We start from the raw sequence: 18,691 nt of genomic DNA on the forward strand, positions 1-18,691 counted from the left end.
CTTCAATGCAGATATACAAAGTTGGTGGCGCGGTGCGCGACCGCCTGTTGGGACACCCGGTGACCGAAAACGACTGGGTGGTAGTGGGCGCCACTGCCGAAGAAATGCTCGAACAGGGCTACCGCCCGGTGGGCGCGGACTTTCCGGTGTTCCTCCACCCGCAGACCGGCGAGGAATACGCCCTGGCGCGAACCGAGCGCAAGAGCGGTCGCGGCTACGGCGGCTTCACCTTCTACGCCAGCCCGGACGTAACCCTGGAACAGGACCTCATCCGCCGCGACCTCACGGTCAACGCCATGGCCGAAGATGACCATGGCAACCTGATCGACCCTTACGGCGGCCAGAAGGACCTCGAAGCGCGGCTGCTCCGCCACGTATCCCCCGCCTTTGCCGAAGACCCCTTGCGCGTGCTGCGAGTGGCGCGCTTCGCCGCCCGCTACGCCCCCGTGGGATTCAGGGTGGCCCAGCAAACCCTGGAGCTGATGCGGCAGATCGCCGAGTCCGGCGAACTGGACGCCCTGACGCCCGAGCGCAGCTGGAAGGAGATCTCACGCGCACTGATGGAACCGCGGCCGGACGTGTTCATCCAGGTGCTGCGCGATTGCGGCGCCCTCGCCGCCTGGCTGCCCGAGCTTGATCGCCTGTTCGGCGTGCCACAACCTGCGCAGCACCACCCCGAAGTGGATTCCGGTGTGCATGTGCTGGCCGTGCTGCGCCAGTGCGCGGAACACCAGCAGCCGCTGACGGTACGCTGGGCCTGCCTGCTGCACGACCTGGGCAAGGGCCTGACCCCGGAGGCGGAATGGCCGCAGCACATCGCCCATGAAAAGCGCGGGCTGAAGCCGATCAAGGCGGTCAACGAGCGCTGCAAGGCACCTCGCGACTGCCAGGAACTGGCGCTGCTGGTGGGCGAGTACCACACCCACGCCCACCGTGCCCTGGAACTGCGCGCCTCGACCCTGCTTGAGTTGCTGCAGAGCTTCGACGTTTACCGCCGTCCGCAGCGCTTCGAGGAGTTCGTCGCCGCCTGCGAAATGGACGCCCGGGGCCGCACCGGCCTTGAACAGCGCGACTATCCCCAGGCCGCCTACCTGCTGGGCGCGGCCACGGTCGCCCGCGCCGTGGCGGTGCAGCCGCTGCTGGAGAAGGGATTCAAGGGCGCCGAACTGGGCGAGGCGCTCAAGGGCGAGCGCCTCAAGGCACTGAAGGCTTACAGGGAGAGCGGCGGAAAGGCCTGAAGCAGTTCAGGCGGCGTCAGCTCGACGCCGCGCCAGGAGAAGGATGCCGGCCAGAGCGCCTGCTGGATGGCGGCGCTCTGCCAAAGGTCGGCGAACGTGCGACCTTCGCCAGGGTGCCTCACCTCGGGCGCGAGCAGCGCCAGGGGCCAGAGCACGAAGGCGTTTTTCAGCACTTCGGGACGCGGCAGCACCAGGCCATCGAAATTGCCCGTCCGATCGCCATAGAGCAGCACGTCGATGTCCAGGGGCAGACCCTTGCGCCCCGGCGCATAACGGCCGTTGTCCGCCTCGATCACCTTCAGCCGGCGATCCAGCTCGTGGAGCGACAGGTCGGTGCGGGCGGAGACCACAAAATTGAAGAAATTGCCGCTCTTGATACCCACGGGAAGGCTCTCGAACACCGGCGAGCACTTGATGTCATGGAGGAAGCCGGCCAGCGCTTCAAGCCCGGCAGTCAGGTTGCGCTCGCGCTCGATGTTGCTGCCGAGGCCGAGATAGATAGGGGTCAGCGACATCCGCGCTCGATCTCCACGCCAACGCTGCTGGCCGCTGGTACTGCGCCAGGCTTGTGCAACTTCAGACGGACCCAGGGAATATGGAACTCGGCCATCAGCGCCGCCACCAGCCGCTCGGCGAAGGTTTCCACGAGCAGGAACTGCGCTTCGGCGGCAAAGGACTGGATGCGCTGGGAAACTGCCGCATAGTCGAGGGCCTTCTCGAGGTCGTCGCCTTCGGCCGCCGGACGGTTGTCCCAGCCCAGCTGCAGGTCCAGGCGCAGGCACTGGCGAATGCTGCGCTCCCAGTCATAGGCACCGATTACGGTGTCAACCTCCAGACCCTCGATGAAAACCGTGTCCACGTCAGTGCTGCCCCGCTAGAATCGGGACTTCCTCGCCCCGGAATGGATACCATGTTTTGGCTGCTGGCGACTCTCGCCTACCTGCTCGGATCGTTGTCCTTCGCCATTCTGCTCAGCCGGCTGTTCGGCACGGGCGACCCGCGTGCCCAGGGCTCCGGTAACCCTGGCGCCACCAACATGCTGCGGGTGGCGGGAAAGAAACTGGCGATCCTGACCCTGCTCGGCGACCTGCTGAAAGGCCTGTTGCCCGTGCTGGTCGCCCACCTTTGCGGCCTCGACATCCAGCAGCAGGCCTGGGTCGGCCTGGCCGCGGTGCTCGGGCACCTGTATCCCATCTACTTCCGTTTCCGCGGCGGCAAGGGTGTCGCCACCGCCGCCGGCATGCTGCTGGGGCTGTATCCCCCGGCCGCGCTGCTGGCCATCTGCGCCTGGCTGCTGACCTTCTACCTGACCCGCACCAGCTCCCTGGCGGCACTGATCGCCACCCCGCTGACCCTGCCGCTGCTCGCCTGGCAACAACCCGGCGCGCTCCTGCCGATGACCGTGCTGACCGGACTCATCGTCTGGCGCCATCGCGGCAATCTACGCGACCTTTTCGCCGGACGCGAACGGCATTTCTGAATACTTGAGAGAAAACGGCGCAACCAGCCGTCAGACAGCTGGTAGATGCTCCATCGACCAACGCGCCTGCACGGCAATCGCCGGACCTTCCTGCTGCCCCGCCAGCAAGCGCTGGCAACCGGCGTAGGCGATCATCGCGCCGTTGTCGGTACAGAAGCGCGGGCGCGCGTAGAACACCTCACCCTTGAGGTCGCCGAGCATCTTGCCGAGCGACTGGCGCAGCGACTGGTTGGCGCTGACGCCGCCTGCGATCACCAGGCGCTTCATGCCGGTCTGCTTGAGGGCCCGCTTGCACTTGATGGTGAGAGTCTCCACCACCGCCTGCTCGAAGGCCAGGGCGATGTCGCAACGGGTTTGCTCGCCGTCGTCCCCAGCATCGCGGCACTGCTGCCAGGTGTTGAGGGCGAAGGTCTTGAGCCCGCTGAAGCTGAAGTCCAGGCCAGGACGGTCGGTCATCGGCCGCGGGAAGGTGAAGCGCCCCGGGGTTCCGTTCTGGGCCAGGCGGGCTATTTCAGGGCCACCGGGGTAACCGAGGCCGATCAGCTTGGCGGTCTTGTCGAAGGCTTCGCCGGCGGCGTCATCCACCGACTCGCCGAGCAGCGCATAGCGGCCGATGCCATCCACCCGCACCAGTTGGGTGTGGCCGCCGGACACCAGCAGGGCGACGAACGGGAACTGCGGTGGCTGCTCTTCCAGCATCGGAGCCAGCAGGTGGCCTTCCATATGGTGGACGCCGAGCGCCGGGACGCCCCAGGCAAAGGCCAGGGCCTGGGCGCAGGACGCCCCCACCAGCAATGCGCCCACCAGGCCGGGGCCCGCGGTGTAGGCAATGCCGTCGATGTCCTCGGGCTTGCGACCGGCCGTTTCCAGCACTTCGCGCAGCAGTGGCAACAGGCGCTTGACGTGGTCACGGGATGCCAATTCGGGCACGACGCCGCCATAGACCCGATGCAGGTCGATCTGACTGAACAGCGCGTCGGCCAGCAGGCCGCGTTCGCTGTCATAAAGGGCGACGCCGGTTTCGTCGCAGGAGGTTTCCAACCCCAGCACTAGCATGGGTACGAGCCTTTCTGGCTTGGCAAAATAAGAAGGCGCGAATCATAATCGCCGCCCCTTCTGCCGACCAGCGGTTTTCGACTGAAGGCTTTGCATTCCGCGCCCTGAGGCGTTAATATCCGCAGCCCTTGAAATCCGACGCGCCACCGAGCCAGCTTTTGCCGGAATGCGTCGACCATTCGGTAATTGATGAAGGTACGACCTGGATGCCAGCCGTCAAAGTTAAAGAGAACGAACCCTTCGACGTAGCCCTGCGTCGTTTCAAGCGCTCCTGCGAGAAAGCCGGCGTACTGGCCGAAGTCCGCAGCCGTGAGTTCTACGAGAAGCCCACTGCTGAGCGCAAGCGCAAAGCCGCCGCCGCGGTCAAGCGTCACGCCAAGAAAGTGCAGCGCGAGCAGCGCCGCCGCGAGCGCCTGTACTGAGTTAACAGGCTCCGCCGCACGCTCAAGCATCGCCCGGCCCCGGCCGGGCGAGTGCATACCGGGCACACGAGAAACTCCGCTTCGCTTTGGCGAATGGCGGAGTTTTTTGCTTTCCAGCATCCGACTCCCGCCTGTCGCCACCGACCGGGCGCGAGTATGCTTTGAACCTTACCGCGTCCCGAGCACCCTATGGCCGGCCTGATCCCCCAAGGCTTCATCGACGACCTGCTGAACCGCACCGACATAGTCGAAGTGGTCGGCGCGCGCGTGCAGCTGAAGAAGGCCGGCAAGAACTACAGCGCACGCTGCCCCTTCCATAACGAGAAGACGCCGTCCTTCAGCGTCAGCCCGGACAAGCAGTTCTATTACTGCTTCGGCTGCGGCGCTGGCGGCAATGCTCTCGGCTTCATCATGGACCACGACCACCTGGACTTCCCCCAGGCAGTCGAAGAGCTGGCCAAGCGCTCCGGCCTGGAAGTCCCGCGGGAAGACGGCGGGCGCAGCAAGGGGCCGCGGCAACCCACTGATTCTCCGCTCTACCCCCTGCTGACGGCCGCATCGGACTATTACCGCCATGCGCTCAAGCAGCACCCGACCCGCAAGGCCGCGGTCGAATACCTGAAGGGCCGCGGCCTGACCGGCGAGATCGCCCGCGACTTCGCCCTGGGCTTCGCCCCGCCCGGCTGGGACAACCTGCTCAAGCACATGGGCGGTGACAGCCTTCAGCAGAAGCACATGATCGACGCCGGGCTGCTGATCGAGAACGCCGATACCGGCAAGCGTTACGACCGCTTCCGCGACCGAGTGATGTTCCCCATCCGCGACAGCCGCGGACGCATCATCGCCTTCGGCGGCCGGGTGCTTGGTGACGACAAGCCCAAGTACCTGAACTCCCCGGAAACCCCGGTATTCCACAAGGGCCAGGAGCTCTACGGGCTTTTCGAGGCACGCAAGCACAACCGCAACCTCGACGAGATCATGGTCGTCGAAGGCTACATGGACGTTATCGCCCTCGCCCAGCAGGGCCTGCGCAACGCCGTCGCCACCCTGGGCACCGCCACCAGCGAAGAGCACATCCGCCGCCTGTTCCGCCTGGTGCCGAGCATCCTGTTCTGCTTCGACGGCGACCAGGCCGGGCGCAAGGCCGCCTGGCGCGCCCTGGAAGCCACCCTGCCGAGCCTGGAGGACGGTCGCCGCGCACGCTTCCTCTTCCTGCCGGAAGGCGAAGACCCGGACAGCCTGGTACGCAAGGAAGGCACCGACGCCTTCCGCGCACGCATCAACCAGCATGCCCAGCCCCTGGCCGACTACTTCTTCCAGCAATTGACCCAGGAAGCCGACCCCACCTCCCTGGAAGGCAAGGCGCACCTGGCGACCCTGGCGGCGCCGCTGATCGAGCGCATCCCCGGCGCCAACCTCAAGGTCCTGATGCGCCAGCGTCTGGGCGAAATCACCGGACTGAACGGCGATGCCCTCGGCCAGTTCGCCCGCAGCGCCCCAACCACTGTCAGCAGCGACAGCCATGGCCACCCGGACGATTCCTACTACGAATCCTTCGCCGGCTATGACAACCAGCAGCACGAACCAGACCATTCGCAGTACTTCGAGCAACCCGCCGCACCGCAGGGCAACTGGCAGAAAGGCGAACGGCGCAAGGAAGACTGGAAAAAGGACGACTGGAAGAAGGACGGCAAAAAATGGGGCAAGGGCCGCGACGACTTCAAGCGCCCACCACGCACGGAAGTGAAGGTGGAATCCCCCACCCTGACCGCCTTGCGCACCCTGCTGCACCACCCCTCCCTGGCACAGAAGGTGGAAGATGCCAGCCATTTCGCTGCCGAAGACGACACCTACGCCCAGCTCATGGTTTCACTGGTGGAAGCCGTGCAGAAGAATCCGAAATTGCGTTCGCTGCAGCTGATCGCGCGCTGGCATGGCACCGAACAGGGCCGTCTACTGCGGGCCCTGGCGGAAAAGGAATGGCTGATTTCCGCAGACAACCTTGAACAACAGTTTTTTGACACTATAACTAGGTTGTCGGCTCGCCAGCGGGAACGCCGCCTGGAAAATCTGCTGCGGAAAGCACGGCAAAGCGAACTCAGCGCAGAGGAGAAAGATCAGCTGCGCGACCTTCTCAGCCGCAACACGTCTCCCCTGACTCCGACCCCAACTGGCGCGTGAGGCCCCGGATCAGGTATAATCCTCGGCTTGTTTTCAGCCCGCCAAGACCTTAAGTGGATAGGGTGCTATGTCCGGAAAAGCGCAACAGCAGTCTCGCCTCAAAGAGTTGATCGCCCGTGGCCGTGAGCAGGGATACCTGACTTACGCGGAGGTCAACGACCACCTGCCGGAGGATATTTCCGATCCGGAACAGGTGGAAGACATCATCCGCATGATCAACGACATGGGGATCAACGTATTCGAGAGTGCCCCGGATGCGGATGCCCTGTTGCTGGCCGAAGCCGACACCGACGAAGCCGCCGCTGAAGAAGCCGCCGCCGCCCTGGCCGCGGTGGAGACCGACATCGGCCGTACCACCGACCCCGTGCGCATGTACATGCGCGAAATGGGCACCGTGGAACTGCTGACCCGCGAAGGCGAAATCGAAATCGCCAAGCGCATCGAGGAAGGCATCCGCGAAGTGATGAGCGCTATCGCCCACTTCCCCGGCACCGTCGACGGCATCCTCGCCGAATACCAGCGCGTCACCAGTGAAGGTGGCCGCCTGTCCGACGTTCTCAGCGGCTACATCGACCCGGATGACGGCACGCTGCCGGCCGAGGAAGTCGAGCCGGTCGAACTGAAGGACGACACCGCGTCGGCCAAGGACAAGGACGAAGAGGAAGACGAAGAAGGCGAAGGTGACGACGCCGAGGAAGAAGGCGATGGCGGTCCGGATCCGGAAGAAGCCCTGCGCCGCTTCACCGCCGTCTCCGATCAGCTCGAGAAAGCCAAGAAGGCCCTGAAGAAGCACGGCCGCGACAGCAAGCAGGCTACCGAAGAGCTGCTGGCCCTGGCCGAACTCTTCATGCCGATCAAGCTGGTGCCGAAGCAATTCGACGCCCTGGTGGAAAAAGTCCGCAGCGCCCTGGACCGCGTCCGCGCCCAGGAACGCGCCATCATGCAGCTCTGCGTGCGTGACGCCCGCATGCCGCGCGCCGACTTCCTGCGCCTGTTCCCGGGCAACGAAGTCGACCTCGGCTGGGCCGACGGTCTGGCCAAGGGCAAGGCCAAGTACGCCGAAGCCATCGGCAAGCTGGTGGACGACGTCAAGCGCAACCAGCAGAAGCTGGTGGATCTCGAGCAGGAAGTCGAACTGACCGTCAACGAGATCAAGGACGTCAACCGCCGCATGTCCATCGGTGAGGCCAAGGCCCGCCGGGCGAAGAAGGAGATGGTCGAGGCCAACCTGCGTCTCGTGATCTCCATCGCCAAGAAGTACACCAACCGCGGCCTGCAGTTCCTCGACCTGATCCAGGAAGGCAACATCGGCCTGATGAAGGCGGTGGACAAGTTCGAATACCGTCGCGGCTACAAGTTCTCGACCTACGCCACCTGGTGGATCCGCCAGGCGATCACTCGCTCGATCGCCGACCAGGCGCGCACCATACGTATCCCGGTGCACATGATCGAGACCATCAACAAGCTCAACCGCATCTCCCGCCAGATGCTGCAGGAAATGGGTCGCGAGCCCACTCCGGAAGAGCTTGGCGAGCGCATGGAAATGCCTGAGGACAAGATCCGCAAGGTGTTGAAGATCGCCAAGGAACCGATCTCCATGGAAACCCCGATCGGCGACGACGAGGACTCGCACCTGGGCGACTTCATCGAGGACAGCACCATGCAGTCCCCGATCGACGTCGCCACCGTGGAAAGCCTCAAGGAAGCCACCCGCGAAGTCCTGGCCGGCCTCACCGCCCGTGAAGCCAAGGTCCTGCGCATGCGTTTCGGCATCGACATGAACACCGACCACACCCTCGAGGAAGTCGGCAAGCAGTTCGATGTAACCCGCGAGCGTATCCGCCAGATCGAAGCCAAGGCACTGCGCAAGCTGCGCCACCCGTCGCGAAGCGAGCACCTGCGCTCCTTCCTCGACGAGTAAGCGACACGAGAACCCCCGGCCAGTCCGGGGGTTTTCTTTTGCCTCCGAGAAAGCGGCCCGCCACTTCCAGCTGGCAAGCGGCCACGTCTACACTGCTGTCTGACATCCCTTCAAGGAACGAGGCCGCCAATGGCGCGAGCGCGGGCCGTACTGATGCTGTGGCTGGCACTCTGGACCTTCCCGGCCGGTGCCCTGACGCTCACCCCGCAGGAACAGGCCTGGCTCGACGGACACGGGGAGTTGCGCCTGGGCATCGACGCCTCCTGGCCTCCCTTCGAGTTCCGTGATACCGATGGCCGCCACCAGGGGCTGGCCGCCGACTACGTCGAGCAGATCCGCCAGCGCCTCGGCGTGAAACTCACCCCCATCGAACCCAGCAGCTGGAGCCAGGTGTTGCAGCAGGCACGGGATGGCAACCTGGACCTGCTCCCCGGCATCATGTCCACTCCGGAACGCCAGGAATACCTGTTCTTCAGCCGCCCCTACCTCGATTTCCCCATCGTCATCCTTTCTCAGACCACGGGTCCGCGGCCCGCCGGCCTGGAGGACCTATACGGCCTGCGCGTCGGCGTCGTAGCCGACTACGCCCCCCACGAACTGCTCCGCCGGCAGCATCCCGACCTCAGCCTTCAGGGCTACCCCTCGGTGGCCGCCGCCCTGCAGGCCCTGGCCACCGGCCAGGTGGACGCCTTCGTTGGCGACCTCGCCTCCAGCGTCTGGAGCCTGCGCCAACTCAAGATCGATGGCATCAGCATCAGTGGCGAGACGCCCTACCGCTATCAGTTGGCCATGGCCACGCCGAAGAACCACCCGCTCCTGGCCGGCATCCTCGACAAGGTCTTCGCCGATATCACGGCGGACGAGGCGGCCACTATCCAGGAACGCTGGGTGGGCGACGCGCTCTATCCACGCACCGACTGGGCACACCTCCTGCTCTTCGTGCTGCCCGGCCTGCTGCTGCTCGGCGGCTTGCTCGCCTTCGTCCTCAGCGTCAACCGCCGGCTCAGCAGCGAAATGGCCAGCCGCGCCGCCTTGCAGGACGAACTGCGCAGCAGCGAACAGCACTACCGCGGCCTGGTGGAAAGCCTCAACGCCATCGCCTGGGAAATGCGCGTGGAGGACTACCGCTACACCTACGTCTCGCCCCACGCCGAACGGCTGCTCGGCTATCCCATCGCCACCTGGCTCGAGCCTGGCTTCTGGCGGCGTACCCTGCACCCCGACGACTCCGCCTGGGCCAATGCCTTCTGCGAAGCGGAGACCCTCGCCGGCCGTGACCACAGCCTCGATTACCGGATGATCGCGGCCGACGGCCGGATTCTCTGGGTGCGCGACATCATCACCCTCATCCCCCATGGTGAAACCCAGATGATGCGCGGCCTGATGATCGACATCACCGAGGCCAAGCAGACCGAGCAGGCCCTGCGCCTGTCCGAACAGAAATTCGCCTCGGTGTTCCACAACTGCCCGGACATCATCGCCATCGCCCGCCGCACCGATGGCAGCCTGCTCGCGGTCAACCACACCTTCGAGCAGCAGATCGGCCTCAAGGCCAACGACGCTCTCGGCAGGACCGCCACCGAACTCGACATCTGGGGCATTCCCGGCATCGGCCCGAAGCTCCTCCAGCGGCTGCAGCAAGGCAATCCGCTGCACAACCTGGAAATGCCCTTCCGCCGCTCCAATGGCGAGACCTTCACCGGCCTGATCTCCGCCCAGACCATCGATCTCGACGACACCCCGGCCCTGGTGGTGGTGGTCCGCGACATCACCCAGGTCAAGGAAACCCAGCAACAGCTCCAGGTCTCCGAGGAAAAGTTCGCCCGCGCCTTCCACGCCTCCCCGGACGGCCTGCTCATCACCCGCATCAGCGACGGGCTGTTGGTGGAGGCCAACGAAGGCTTCAGTCGGATAACCGGCTACAGCCCGCAGGACATCAGCGACCGCTCCACCCTGGAACTCGGCCTCTGGGCCAACCCCGTCGACCGTGAGCACATGATCCGGGTTATCCACGAGCAGGGCAGCATCCAGCACTTCACCACCGCCGTGCGCACCAGATCCGGACAGATCCGCCTCTGCGAACTGTCCGCCCAACCAATCCCCATCGGCGACGACGCCTGCATGCTGACCATCGCCCGTGACGTCACCGAGCGCCAGCAGATGCAGGAGAAGCTGCTCCAGGCCGCCACCGTCTTCGAAAGCACCGCCGAAGGCGTGATGATCACCGACACCGAACAGCGCATCACCGCGGTCAACCGTGCCTTCAGCGAAATCACCGGCTACAGCGAGAGCGAAGCCCTCGGCCAGTCACCGCGCCTGCTCGCCTCCGGCCAGCACGACAGCGCCTTCTATGCGGCCATGTGGCACCAACTGGAACGCGAAGGCCACTGGCAGGGGGAAATCTGGAACCGCCGCAAGAACGGCGAACCCTACCCCGAATGGCTCACCATCAACGCCGTGCGCAACCGCCGCCAGCAGGTCACCCATTACGTCGGCGTGTTCGCCGATATCTCGCCGCTCAAACATGCCCAGGCCCGCCTCGACTACCAGGCCCACCACGATCCGCTTACCGGCCTGCCCAACCGCCTGCTGTTCGAGAGCCGCCTGCAGCTGGCCCTGAGCGACGCCACCAAAGACAACCACCACGGCGCCGTCCTGTTCATCGACCTGGACCGTTTCAAGCACATCAACGACAGCCTCGGCCACCCGGTGGGCGACCTGCTACTGAAGAGCATTGCCGGCCGCCTGCGCCAGCAACTGCGCGACATCGACACCGTGGCTCGCCTGGGCGGCGACGAATTCATCATCCTGCTGCCGGGGCTGCACAACGCCGGAGATGCCCAGGCCGTGGCCAACAAGCTGCTGCGCTGCTTCGAAGGCCCCTTCCCCGCCGGCCAGCACGAATTCTTCATGAGCGCCAGCATCGGCATCAGCCTGTTCCCGGAACATGGCCTGGACGTCGCCACCCTGGTGAAGAACGCCGACGCCGCCATGTACCGCGCCAAGGCCCGCGGCCGAAACCGCATCGAACTGTACACCCGCGACCTGACCAGCCAGGCCACCGAGCGCATGGCCCTGGAAACCGAATTGCGCCGCGCCCTGGAGCGCAACGAACTATCCCTTAGCTACCAGCCGAAGTTCAGCCTGCAACACCAGACTCTGGTCGGCGCCGAGGCGCTGGTGCGCTGGCACCACCCGCAGCTCGGCGAAATCCCTCCGGAACGCTTCATCCCCTTGGCAGAGGAAAGCGGCCTGATACTGCCGCTGGGGGACTGGGTGCTGCAGCATGCCTGCCATCAGATGCAACAGTGGCAGGACGCCCATGCGCCCTTCGGTCCGCTCTCGATCAACCTCGCCGGCGCCCAGCTGCGCCAGCCGCTACTGGTGGAACGCCTGCAGCAATTGCTCCAGGGACTTGGGCTGGAGCCTCAGCGCCTGCAACTGGAAATTACCGAAGGCTTCATCATGAGCCAGGCCGAGGAAGCCCTCGGCGTGCTGCACAGCCTCAAGGCCCTGGGCGTGCAACTGGCCATCGACGACTTCGGCACCGGCTACTCGTCCCTGAGCTACCTCAAGCGCCTGCCCCTGGACGTGCTGAAGATCGACAAGTCCTTCGTCCGCGGCCTGCCCGACGATCCCAACGACGCGGCCATCAGTCGCGCCATCATCGCCCTCGGCCGCAGCATGCAGCTCACCGTGATCGCCGAAGGCGTCGAGACCAAGGCCCAGGAAAATTTCCTCGCCGCCGAAGGATGCGAGCAGATTCAAGGCTTTATCGTCAGTCCCGCACTGCCTGCCGAGAACTTCATGCGAAAGTTCCTCAGCCCCCTCCCCGCGCTTGGCGCCCAGCAAAAGGCGCCTGTATAATCCGCCCGCCTTCTGGGGCCTATAGCTCAGTCGGTTAGAGCAGAGGACTCATAATCCTTTGGTCCACGGTTCGAGTCCGTGTGGGCCCACCAACTTGAAAGCCGCGCACTGCGCGGCTTTTGTCTTTTCAGCACGTCCTTATGGCCCCAGCGAGACGACTCAGCGGGCCGCATCCTGCTCAGTCGGCAATCTGCAGCACTTGCTTGGTTCGCGACCGGCCTTCCTGCAAACGCTCATGTGCCGTCGCCACCTCAGCCAGCGGCAGCACCTCCAGCCGTGGCGGATGCACACGTCCGGCCGCCAGCAGGGCAGCGATCCGCCCCAGCGACTCACCGCTGGGCATGCGGCTGTAGGCGACTGCCGTGCGCAGGCCGCGTCGAGCGGCGTCGCCGTGGTCCGGCCCCGCATCGCCCGGCACCAGGGTGAGAATCGCCACCAGGATTCCACCGGCACGCAGCAGGTCGAGCCCGCTGGGCAGGGTGCCAGCGCCGATGCAGTCGAGCACCAGGTCGACGCCTTCGGGCGCCCACTGGCGTAGGGCCGTGTGGATATCCCCGGCGCGATAGTCGATGGCGCACTCGGCCCCCATTCGCCGCACATGTGCCAGGTTGTCCTCGCTGCAGGTGGCGGCGATTTGCGCCCCGGCGCAGCGCGCGAACTGGATGGCGAAACCGCCCACGGCGCTGCCGCCACCGTGGATCAGCACCTTCATCCCGGGGAGCAGGCCGCCTTCATCGAACAACCCGGCCCAGGCCGCCAGGGCCGGAGTCGGGACAGCCGCAGCGGCGGCGAAGTCGAGGTTGTCCGGCATCCTGACCACGGACGCGCGGGAGACGCAGGCGTACTCGGCATAGGAGCCCCATTTGCCGGCGCCAACATCACTCTGGGCGAAAACCCTCGTGCCCAGGGGCAGGTCGTCCACACCTTCGCCCACGGCACTCACGGTGCCGGCCAGGTCGAAACCGAGGACGAAGGGGAAGCGGTATTCGAGGAAGCCACCCAGGTAACCTTCCCGGCATTTCCAGTCGGCCGGGTTGACCCCGGCGCAGACGACCCGTACCAGCACTTCACCCGGCGCCGGCCGAGGGCGTTCCAGCTCGGCCAGTTGCAGAACCTCGGCGCCGCCAAGGCGCTCCATTACCACTGCACGCATGTTCTTTCTCCGTTGGATAGGCGCTGTCGCCTGTGGATTGCAGCGCTCGCTCAGTCCGCCGCCAGGATGCTCGTCGGCAGCGGGCAGTACGCATGGCAGATGGCTTCGACCGTCCACTCGGGGAAAGCCGGATCGAACCAGCGGTCGACCCAGCCCCAGTGGTAGGGATGCAGCAGGTACTCGCCATGCAGGTCGCCCACCTCGGCGAATTCCTGCTGCCAGACGTGGGTCCAGCTGCTGCCGGAGGTGACGCGGCCGAGTTGCCAGTTGCGGATGCCCGCCATGTAGTCGGGCATGGCCAGCAGTTCGCGCTCCAGGCTCTCCACCTGGCTGGCCGGGACATCCGCGCGCACCCGCAACAGCAAGGTGCGCAGGACACCGCCGGACAGGCCCGGTGCGCGCTTGCCTGCGCCTATGGGTGCGTGGCTGAGCCAGTCCACCCGCGCCACGCCGGGCAAGGCTTCCAGGCTGGCCGAATCTGCCCCGCGCAGTTCGACGCTGAAGTCCCCCGCGCCCCAGCAGCCCGGCAGGTTGCGGCCGCCGAAGGCACCGGAATGGGACTGGCACCAGAGCGCCAGGGCCTGCTCGAAGGCGGGCACGTCGGCATCGGCAGTGAGGTAAACCTGAGCGAGTTCAGCCTGCATGATCGAACTCCCTGGGCAGCGGCAGCACGGTCTCTGCGTCAGTCAGGATGTGGCGTCGCCGCTGGCTGCAGAGACGATCCAGCTTCGGCCAGACCGCCGGCGTCGAACCGGGGTTGCCGCGCATCCGGTAATAGGCCGGCACATCGGGTACCTGCCAGAGCAGCCAGAGCGTGGTGGGCACACCGGGCACCACCACCGGTGGCGAGACCCAACGATTGAGCAAGTGCGGAACGGGCTCCGCACGGCCCGGCAGCAATTCCTCGTCGAGCAGAACCAGCACGGATTTCACGTCGCTGGCATCGAGGGTGAGTTCGTCAAGAAGGTGAATCATCGATCGGGCCCTTTGCCTTATTCGATGGCTATCCTGCATGCTCAGGTTCGGCCGGGCCGTTACCCGGCCGATCACCCAACGCCACCAGAACGCTCAGGCTGGCCTGTATGCCGCGATCCCGTCCCCCCGAAATTTCACCCTCCGAGGGCCTCGGCACCCGACTGCTGGATGAGTTGCGCCGAAGCGGTGCCGACAGCGCGGCCATGGCCGACGCGGCTGGCCACCTATCGGCCGGTGCCTTCGCCACGCTGTACCGCTCGGCTATCGAGCGCCTGGAAGCCCAGGTCGCACAAGGCGAAGGCCACGCACCGATGCGCAAGCGCGAAGCGGACCTGCTCTGCCGTTGCCTGCTGAGCTGCCAGACCCTGGCCGATGCCATCCAATGCGCCGCCGACTTCTGCGCGATGCTGCACCCGCGAGCGGGGGCGCTGGGCCTATCCACCGACGCCGGTACCGCGATTTTTCGCATGGACTCGCTACGCCGCCGGCACAGCCCGGCGGCCTGCCTGGTGGATGTCACCGGGCTGCTGTTCTATCAGCGCCTGTTCGCCTGGCTGATCGGCGAGCCCATCCGTCCGCAGCGCAACTTTCTCGGCCATCCGAACCGCGAAGACGCCATTCCCTTCCTCAGCCTGTTCGACTGCCCCGTGGAGGTCGGTCAGCCGACCTACGGCTTCGTCTTCGACGCCGCACTGCTGGCACGTCCGGTGCGGCGCCGGCCTGCGGAGCTCGAGGCCTTCCTGGTGGACTTCCCGTTCCGCCTGGCCGCCGGCGAGCCCGCCTCGCAGGTTCCGCTGGCCCAGCAGGTGCGCAGTTTCATCGATGCCGCCCTGGCGCGGCAGGCGCCGCTGCCGACCCAGCAGGAACTCGGCGCCGCGCTGTCCCTCAGCGTGGCCACGCTGCGCCGGCGACTGCACGCCGAAGGCACCGGCTACCGCACCCTGCGCGAGGCCTGTTTACTGGAAGCGGCGAAGCATTACCTGCGCAATACCGAGTGGCCCATCGAGCGTGTGGCCGGTTATCTGGGGTTCAGCAATGCCGCCGCGATGCGCCGTGCCATGGTTCGGCTCACGGGCCATCCGCCGAGCCATTACCGGAACGCTCATTGAGCGATCCGGTAGCGCACCTTGAGTGAGAAGGCGACGGTTGCCGGGATCCGGCGCTCACACAATCGGTTCATCCAACCCAGAGGAGATGAACCATGCCCCATCCCCGCAAGCCCGAACTCGCCGGCAAGGTCGCACTGGTGACCGGCGCCAGCCGCGGCATCGGCCGCGCCATTGCCCAGCGTCTTGCCGCCGCAGGCGCCACAGTGGTGGTCGCGGCGCGCAGCCTGGAGCACTCGGCGAGCATGAACGGAACGCTGGCCGAAACCGTGGCCCTGATCGAAGCGGCTGGTGGCCGCGCCATCCCGCTCGCCGTTGACCTATGCAACGCGGCCGAGCGCGATGCGCTGCCGGCACGCGCCGCGCAGCTGGCAGGCGGGCTGGACATCCTGGTGAACAATGCCGGAGTGGCGGACTACAGCCGCGTGGAGGACATGCCGCTGGATGTCTACGAACGCACGCTGGACCACTACCTGCGCATTCCCTTTGCACTCAGCAAGGCCGCCATCCCCCTGATGCGCCAACGCGGCGCCGGCTGGATAGTCAACCTCGGCTCGGTCACCGCCCTGCCGCCCCTCAAGCCCTACGACGACTTCGCCCGGCTGGGTGGCATCAGCGTCTATGCCGCGGCCAAGGCGGCCCTGGCGCGCTTCACCCAGGGGCTGGCCGCCGAGCTGGAGGCCGACAACATTGCGGTCAACCTGGTTGCGCCGAGCACCGCGATCCTCACGCCGGGTGCCGCCCGCTACATCCCGGCCGAGTACCCCACCGAGCGGGTGGAGTACCTGGCCGAGACGGCGCTGGCGCTCTGTCATCTGCCCGCCCGGGAGCGTACAGGGCTGCTCACCCACAGCCTGCACTTCCCGCTCTCCGCCGGGCTGACCGTCCACTCCCTGGACGGGCGCGCGACCTTGCCGGCCCCTGTCCTGCCGCCCTATGCGCACCCCGGCATCGAGGCCGTGTCGGGCTGACGATCGGCCAGGTTTTGCTCAGCAGCCGCGCATTGCGCGGCTGTTGCGTTTCCGCGCCGATGGTCACGAGAGCACGATGTAATCGCTGCCGTGCTCGATCCCCGCGTTCGTTCCTTCCACCAGGTGCACATAGCGCCCGGCCAGGCAATCCAGCGGGATGCAGTCGTCCACATCAATAAGGTTGTCGGTGTGGGGCTTGTCCCAGTGCAGGGTGGCGAACTGGCGTTTGCCCTTGGCCTTGGCTTCGGCCTTGTCACGGGCGACCACCAGCAGGTAGTGGTGGGCCTCGCCGAAGATGCCGATTTCGTAACCGCCGAGGTTGATGAAGAAAAGGCGCGGGTCGCCGGCGGCGGGGGCCTGGTCGGAGAAGGTCACCCGGTAGCCCTCGACGCCGTCCACCGCCATCCAGGAATCGATGTGCATACCGGTGGGGCTGCCGAACCAGCCGTCACGCAATTGCGAATACGTGCCTTCAAGGTCATCCGCAACGGCGAACACCACGTCGTGCACTTCGATCTTGGCGCGCGGGTGTCGCCCTCCCAGCATCACTACGAACAACATGCCTATCTCCTTGGTATTACGGCTTGACGCTATATAGATCCGTACATAGCGAGGCCGGAGATTTTAGCACTGGCAATGAGGTGATTCAGCGCCCCTCTTCTTCCGAGAATTCCTACTGCGGCTGGTCATTGCTGGCCTACAGGGCCGCTCTGTAGCGTCTCCCACCGTCATGCCCGCGGGTGTGACCGGGAGTGGAATCTCGAGGCTCGGAAAAAGCACAAGCGCCATAAGCAGGGTCAGCGAATGGAAGTCTTATTCGATGACGCTGGCCGTCTATGGCGGACCGTGCGAGGGGGGCGCAAGCCCACCGGTTTTCCGATGCGCCGGTATTCCACACCTCGTACGGTCCGCCACCCTTAAACACCAAGGATCAGGTGGCGGCTCCCCGATACCAGGAAGGAGTCTGCACATGTCCCACGACTATTACGTTCCCACCGTCTTCCACCGCCATCACCGCGCGCTGCGCGCCCTGCTGATCGACGATCAGGCCTGGGTGGTGGCCCGCGACCTGGGCCCACTGACCAACTGCCACATCGATGACCGCCTGACCCGCAAGCTGGACCCGGACCAATGGCGCCACGAGCGCCTGGAGAACCACCAGGGTGACGTCGAGCAGGAGTTGCTGTTCAGCGAAAGCGCCGTCTGCGAGCTGCTGCGGGTGAATTTCTACCACCCCGAACACCGCGCCTTGCGGCAGTGGTTCACCGGCGAGGTGGTGACCGGCCTGCGTTCGGCGGCCAATCCGCAACTCCCCAGGCAACGCCGGGTGGCGTGGCAGGGGAAGGAGTACAGCCTGATGGAGTGGCAGGGGCGGAGTTGGGTGCGGGTAGCGGATGTGGCGGAGTTGTTCGAGGGGAAGGGCCAAACGCTGCAGCCATAGGCAGAACACTTTGTAGGGGCGAATTCATTCGCCAAGGGCGGCGCAGCTGCCCCCTGACACATCCCGGGGCAGGCCTGCGGCCTGCTTGGCGAATGAATTCGCCCCTACAGGATTGAACTGCCCCGAGGATTAGGCGCGCATCAGGCCCCGACCGCGAAGCCTCGCAGAAACCCCGCATAAGGCTTGGACAGGGGAAAATCCAGGTCGCCGCGCTTGCTGGTGGACAGGCGCAGCTCCCCCAGCATTTCCACCATCTTCAACGCGGCGCTGACGCCGTCGATCACCGGCACGCCCAGTTCTTCCTGCAACCCATTGGCAAGGTGGCTCATGCCCGCGCAGCCGAGGACGATGGCGCCGGACGCGTCGCGTTCCAATGCCTCCAGGCAGGCTGCGCGCATGATGCGATGCAGGCCCTGCGGGTCCTCGTCCAGTGCCAGCACCGGAATCTCCACGGCGTGGATGCCGCGGCAATGCTGGTGGAAGCCGTAGCGCTCCACCAGATGACGGGCGATAACCTTGGTGCGGCCCAGGGTGGTGACGATGCTGAAGCCGGTGGCGACCCAGGTGGCGAGATGCATGGCCGCCTCGGCGATGCCGATCACCGGGTGCCGGGCGATCTCCCGCGCCGCCAGCAGGCCGGGGTCGCCGAAGCAGGCGATCACGTGGCCTTGGGCCCCTTCCCGCTCACCGTCTCGGATCGCCTGGAGCAACCCGGGCACGCTGAGGGCCTCGTCGTAGTGGCCTTCGATGGAGGCCGGCCCGGCGCTATTGGTCACCGCCAGCAACTGGTTGCCGGGGCGCAGCAGGGGCCGCGCCGCTTCAGCCAGGCTGGCGGTCATGGCGGCGCTGGTGTTCGGGTTGATCAGCTGGATTTTCATGG

At 65.8% G+C, this 18,691-nt stretch carries 17 protein-coding genes and 1 tRNA gene; 10 read left to right on the forward strand and 8 right to left on the reverse strand.

The features are described 5' to 3' along the window. Window positions 1-5 precede the first annotated feature (5 nt). Window positions 6-1,238, forward strand: coding sequence for a multifunctional CCA addition/repair protein (locus tag ACFW0H_RS19730; protein WP_422915553.1), 1,233 nt, complete (start codon window positions 6-8; stop codon window positions 1,236-1,238). Here ACFW0H_RS19730 and folK read toward each other — a convergent pair. Both folK and folB read right to left on the reverse strand, forming a co-directional pair. Beyond that, on the reverse strand, window positions 1,211-1,753 hold the full coding sequence (gene folK, locus ACFW0H_RS19735) for a 2-amino-4-hydroxy-6-hydroxymethyldihydropteridine diphosphokinase (RefSeq protein ID WP_422915554.1): 543 nt from the start codon (window positions 1,751-1,753) through the stop codon (window positions 1,211-1,213). The genes ACFW0H_RS19730 and folK overlap by 28 nt on opposite strands. After that, window positions 1,744-2,097, reverse strand: a complete 354-nt coding sequence (gene folB / locus ACFW0H_RS19740; RefSeq protein ID WP_422915555.1) for a dihydroneopterin aldolase — start codon at window positions 2,095-2,097, stop codon at window positions 1,744-1,746. Before folB ends, folK begins: the two co-directional genes overlap by 10 nt. Window positions 2,098-2,148: 51 nt before the next feature. Between folB and plsY the strand changes: the two genes are divergently transcribed. Beyond that, the gene (gene plsY, locus ACFW0H_RS19745) at window positions 2,149-2,718 is read left to right on the forward strand and encodes a glycerol-3-phosphate 1-O-acyltransferase PlsY (RefSeq protein WP_422915556.1); all 570 of its coding nucleotides are present in this window, start codon (window positions 2,149-2,151) and stop codon (window positions 2,716-2,718) included. Window positions 2,719-2,748: 30 nt separating this feature from the next. Here plsY and tsaD read toward each other — a convergent pair whose 3' ends face one another. After that, entirely contained in the window at window positions 2,749-3,774 is a 1,026-nt protein-coding gene (gene tsaD, locus ACFW0H_RS19750) for a tRNA (adenosine(37)-N6)-threonylcarbamoyltransferase complex transferase subunit TsaD (protein ID WP_422915557.1), read from the reverse strand. Window positions 3,775-3,980: 206 nt separating this feature from the next. Between tsaD and rpsU the strand changes: the two genes are divergently transcribed. The 5 genes from rpsU (at window position 3,981) to ACFW0H_RS19775 (ending at window position 12,257) form a co-directional block, all read left to right on the forward strand. Beyond that, the gene (rpsU, locus tag ACFW0H_RS19755) at window positions 3,981-4,196 is read left to right on the forward strand and encodes a 30S ribosomal protein S21 (protein WP_003085057.1); all 216 of its coding nucleotides are present in this window, start codon (window positions 3,981-3,983) and stop codon (window positions 4,194-4,196) included. 189 nt (window positions 4,197-4,385) lie between these two features. Next, window positions 4,386-6,377, forward strand: a complete 1,992-nt coding sequence (dnaG, locus tag ACFW0H_RS19760; protein ID WP_422915558.1) for a DNA primase — start codon at window positions 4,386-4,388, stop codon at window positions 6,375-6,377. Window positions 6,378-6,444: 67 nt separating this feature from the next. Then, entirely contained in the window at window positions 6,445-8,298 is a 1,854-nt protein-coding gene (gene rpoD / locus ACFW0H_RS19765; protein WP_422915559.1) for an RNA polymerase sigma factor RpoD, read from the forward strand. A 129-nt stretch (window positions 8,299-8,427) separates the two neighbouring features. Continuing rightward, window positions 8,428-12,165: a bifunctional diguanylate cyclase/phosphodiesterase gene (locus ACFW0H_RS19770; protein WP_422915560.1), complete on the forward strand. Its 3,738-nt coding sequence runs from the start codon at window positions 8,428-8,430 to the stop codon at window positions 12,163-12,165. Window positions 12,166-12,180: 15 nt separating this feature from the next. Further along, window positions 12,181-12,257: transfer RNA gene (locus tag ACFW0H_RS19775), tRNA-Ile, on the forward strand. Window positions 12,258-12,343: 86 nt separating this feature from the next. Here ACFW0H_RS19775 and ACFW0H_RS19780 read toward each other — a convergent pair. From ACFW0H_RS19780 to ACFW0H_RS19790, 3 genes are read right to left on the reverse strand one after another with little or no spacing between them, the layout of a single operon-like run. Next, window positions 12,344-13,318, reverse strand: a complete 975-nt coding sequence (locus ACFW0H_RS19780) for an NADP-dependent oxidoreductase (protein WP_422915561.1) — start codon at window positions 13,316-13,318, stop codon at window positions 12,344-12,346. Between the two features lie 50 nt (window positions 13,319-13,368). Continuing rightward, window positions 13,369-13,962, reverse strand: coding sequence for a Dabb family protein (locus ACFW0H_RS19785; protein ID WP_422915562.1), 594 nt, complete (start codon window positions 13,960-13,962; stop codon window positions 13,369-13,371). Beyond that, window positions 13,952-14,293, reverse strand: a complete 342-nt coding sequence (locus ACFW0H_RS19790; protein WP_422915563.1) for a hypothetical protein — start codon at window positions 14,291-14,293, stop codon at window positions 13,952-13,954. The genes ACFW0H_RS19785 and ACFW0H_RS19790 overlap by 11 nt, the downstream gene beginning before the upstream one ends. Window positions 14,294-14,400: 107 nt before the next feature. Here ACFW0H_RS19790 and ACFW0H_RS19795 point away from each other — a divergent pair, with 107 nt between their 5' ends. Together ACFW0H_RS19795 and ACFW0H_RS19800 are read left to right on the forward strand one after the other, a co-directional pair. After that, the gene (locus ACFW0H_RS19795) at window positions 14,401-15,402 is read left to right on the forward strand and encodes an AraC family transcriptional regulator (RefSeq protein WP_422915564.1); all 1,002 of its coding nucleotides are present in this window, start codon (window positions 14,401-14,403) and stop codon (window positions 15,400-15,402) included. 92 nt (window positions 15,403-15,494) lie between these two features. Then, complete coding sequence (locus tag ACFW0H_RS19800; RefSeq protein WP_422915565.1) at window positions 15,495-16,370, forward strand: SDR family NAD(P)-dependent oxidoreductase; 876 nt, start codon at window positions 15,495-15,497, stop codon at window positions 16,368-16,370. A gap of 63 nt (window positions 16,371-16,433) precedes the next feature. Here the strand turns inward: ACFW0H_RS19800 and ACFW0H_RS19805 are convergent, their stop codons facing one another. Further along, a complete protein-coding gene (locus ACFW0H_RS19805; protein ID WP_422915566.1) occupies window positions 16,434-16,931 on the reverse strand; it encodes a DUF1543 domain-containing protein in 498 nt (165 codons plus the stop codon). Window positions 16,932-17,340: 409 nt separating this feature from the next. On the opposite strand from ACFW0H_RS19805, the gene ACFW0H_RS19810 reads away from it, so the two are divergent. After that, entirely contained in the window at window positions 17,341-17,811 is a 471-nt protein-coding gene (locus tag ACFW0H_RS19810) for a BRO-N domain-containing protein (RefSeq protein ID WP_422915567.1), read from the forward strand. A gap of 140 nt (window positions 17,812-17,951) precedes the next feature. Here ACFW0H_RS19810 and ACFW0H_RS19815 read toward each other — a convergent pair whose 3' ends face one another. Continuing rightward, window positions 17,952-18,689, reverse strand: coding sequence for an aspartate/glutamate racemase family protein (locus ACFW0H_RS19815; RefSeq protein ID WP_422915568.1), 738 nt, complete (start codon window positions 18,687-18,689; stop codon window positions 17,952-17,954). Between the last annotated feature and the right edge of the window lie 2 nt (window positions 18,690-18,691).

The sequence above is a fragment of the Metapseudomonas cellulosilytica genome (assembly GCF_049334135.1).
Classification (GTDB): Bacteria; Pseudomonadota; Gammaproteobacteria; order Pseudomonadales; family Pseudomonadaceae; genus Metapseudomonas.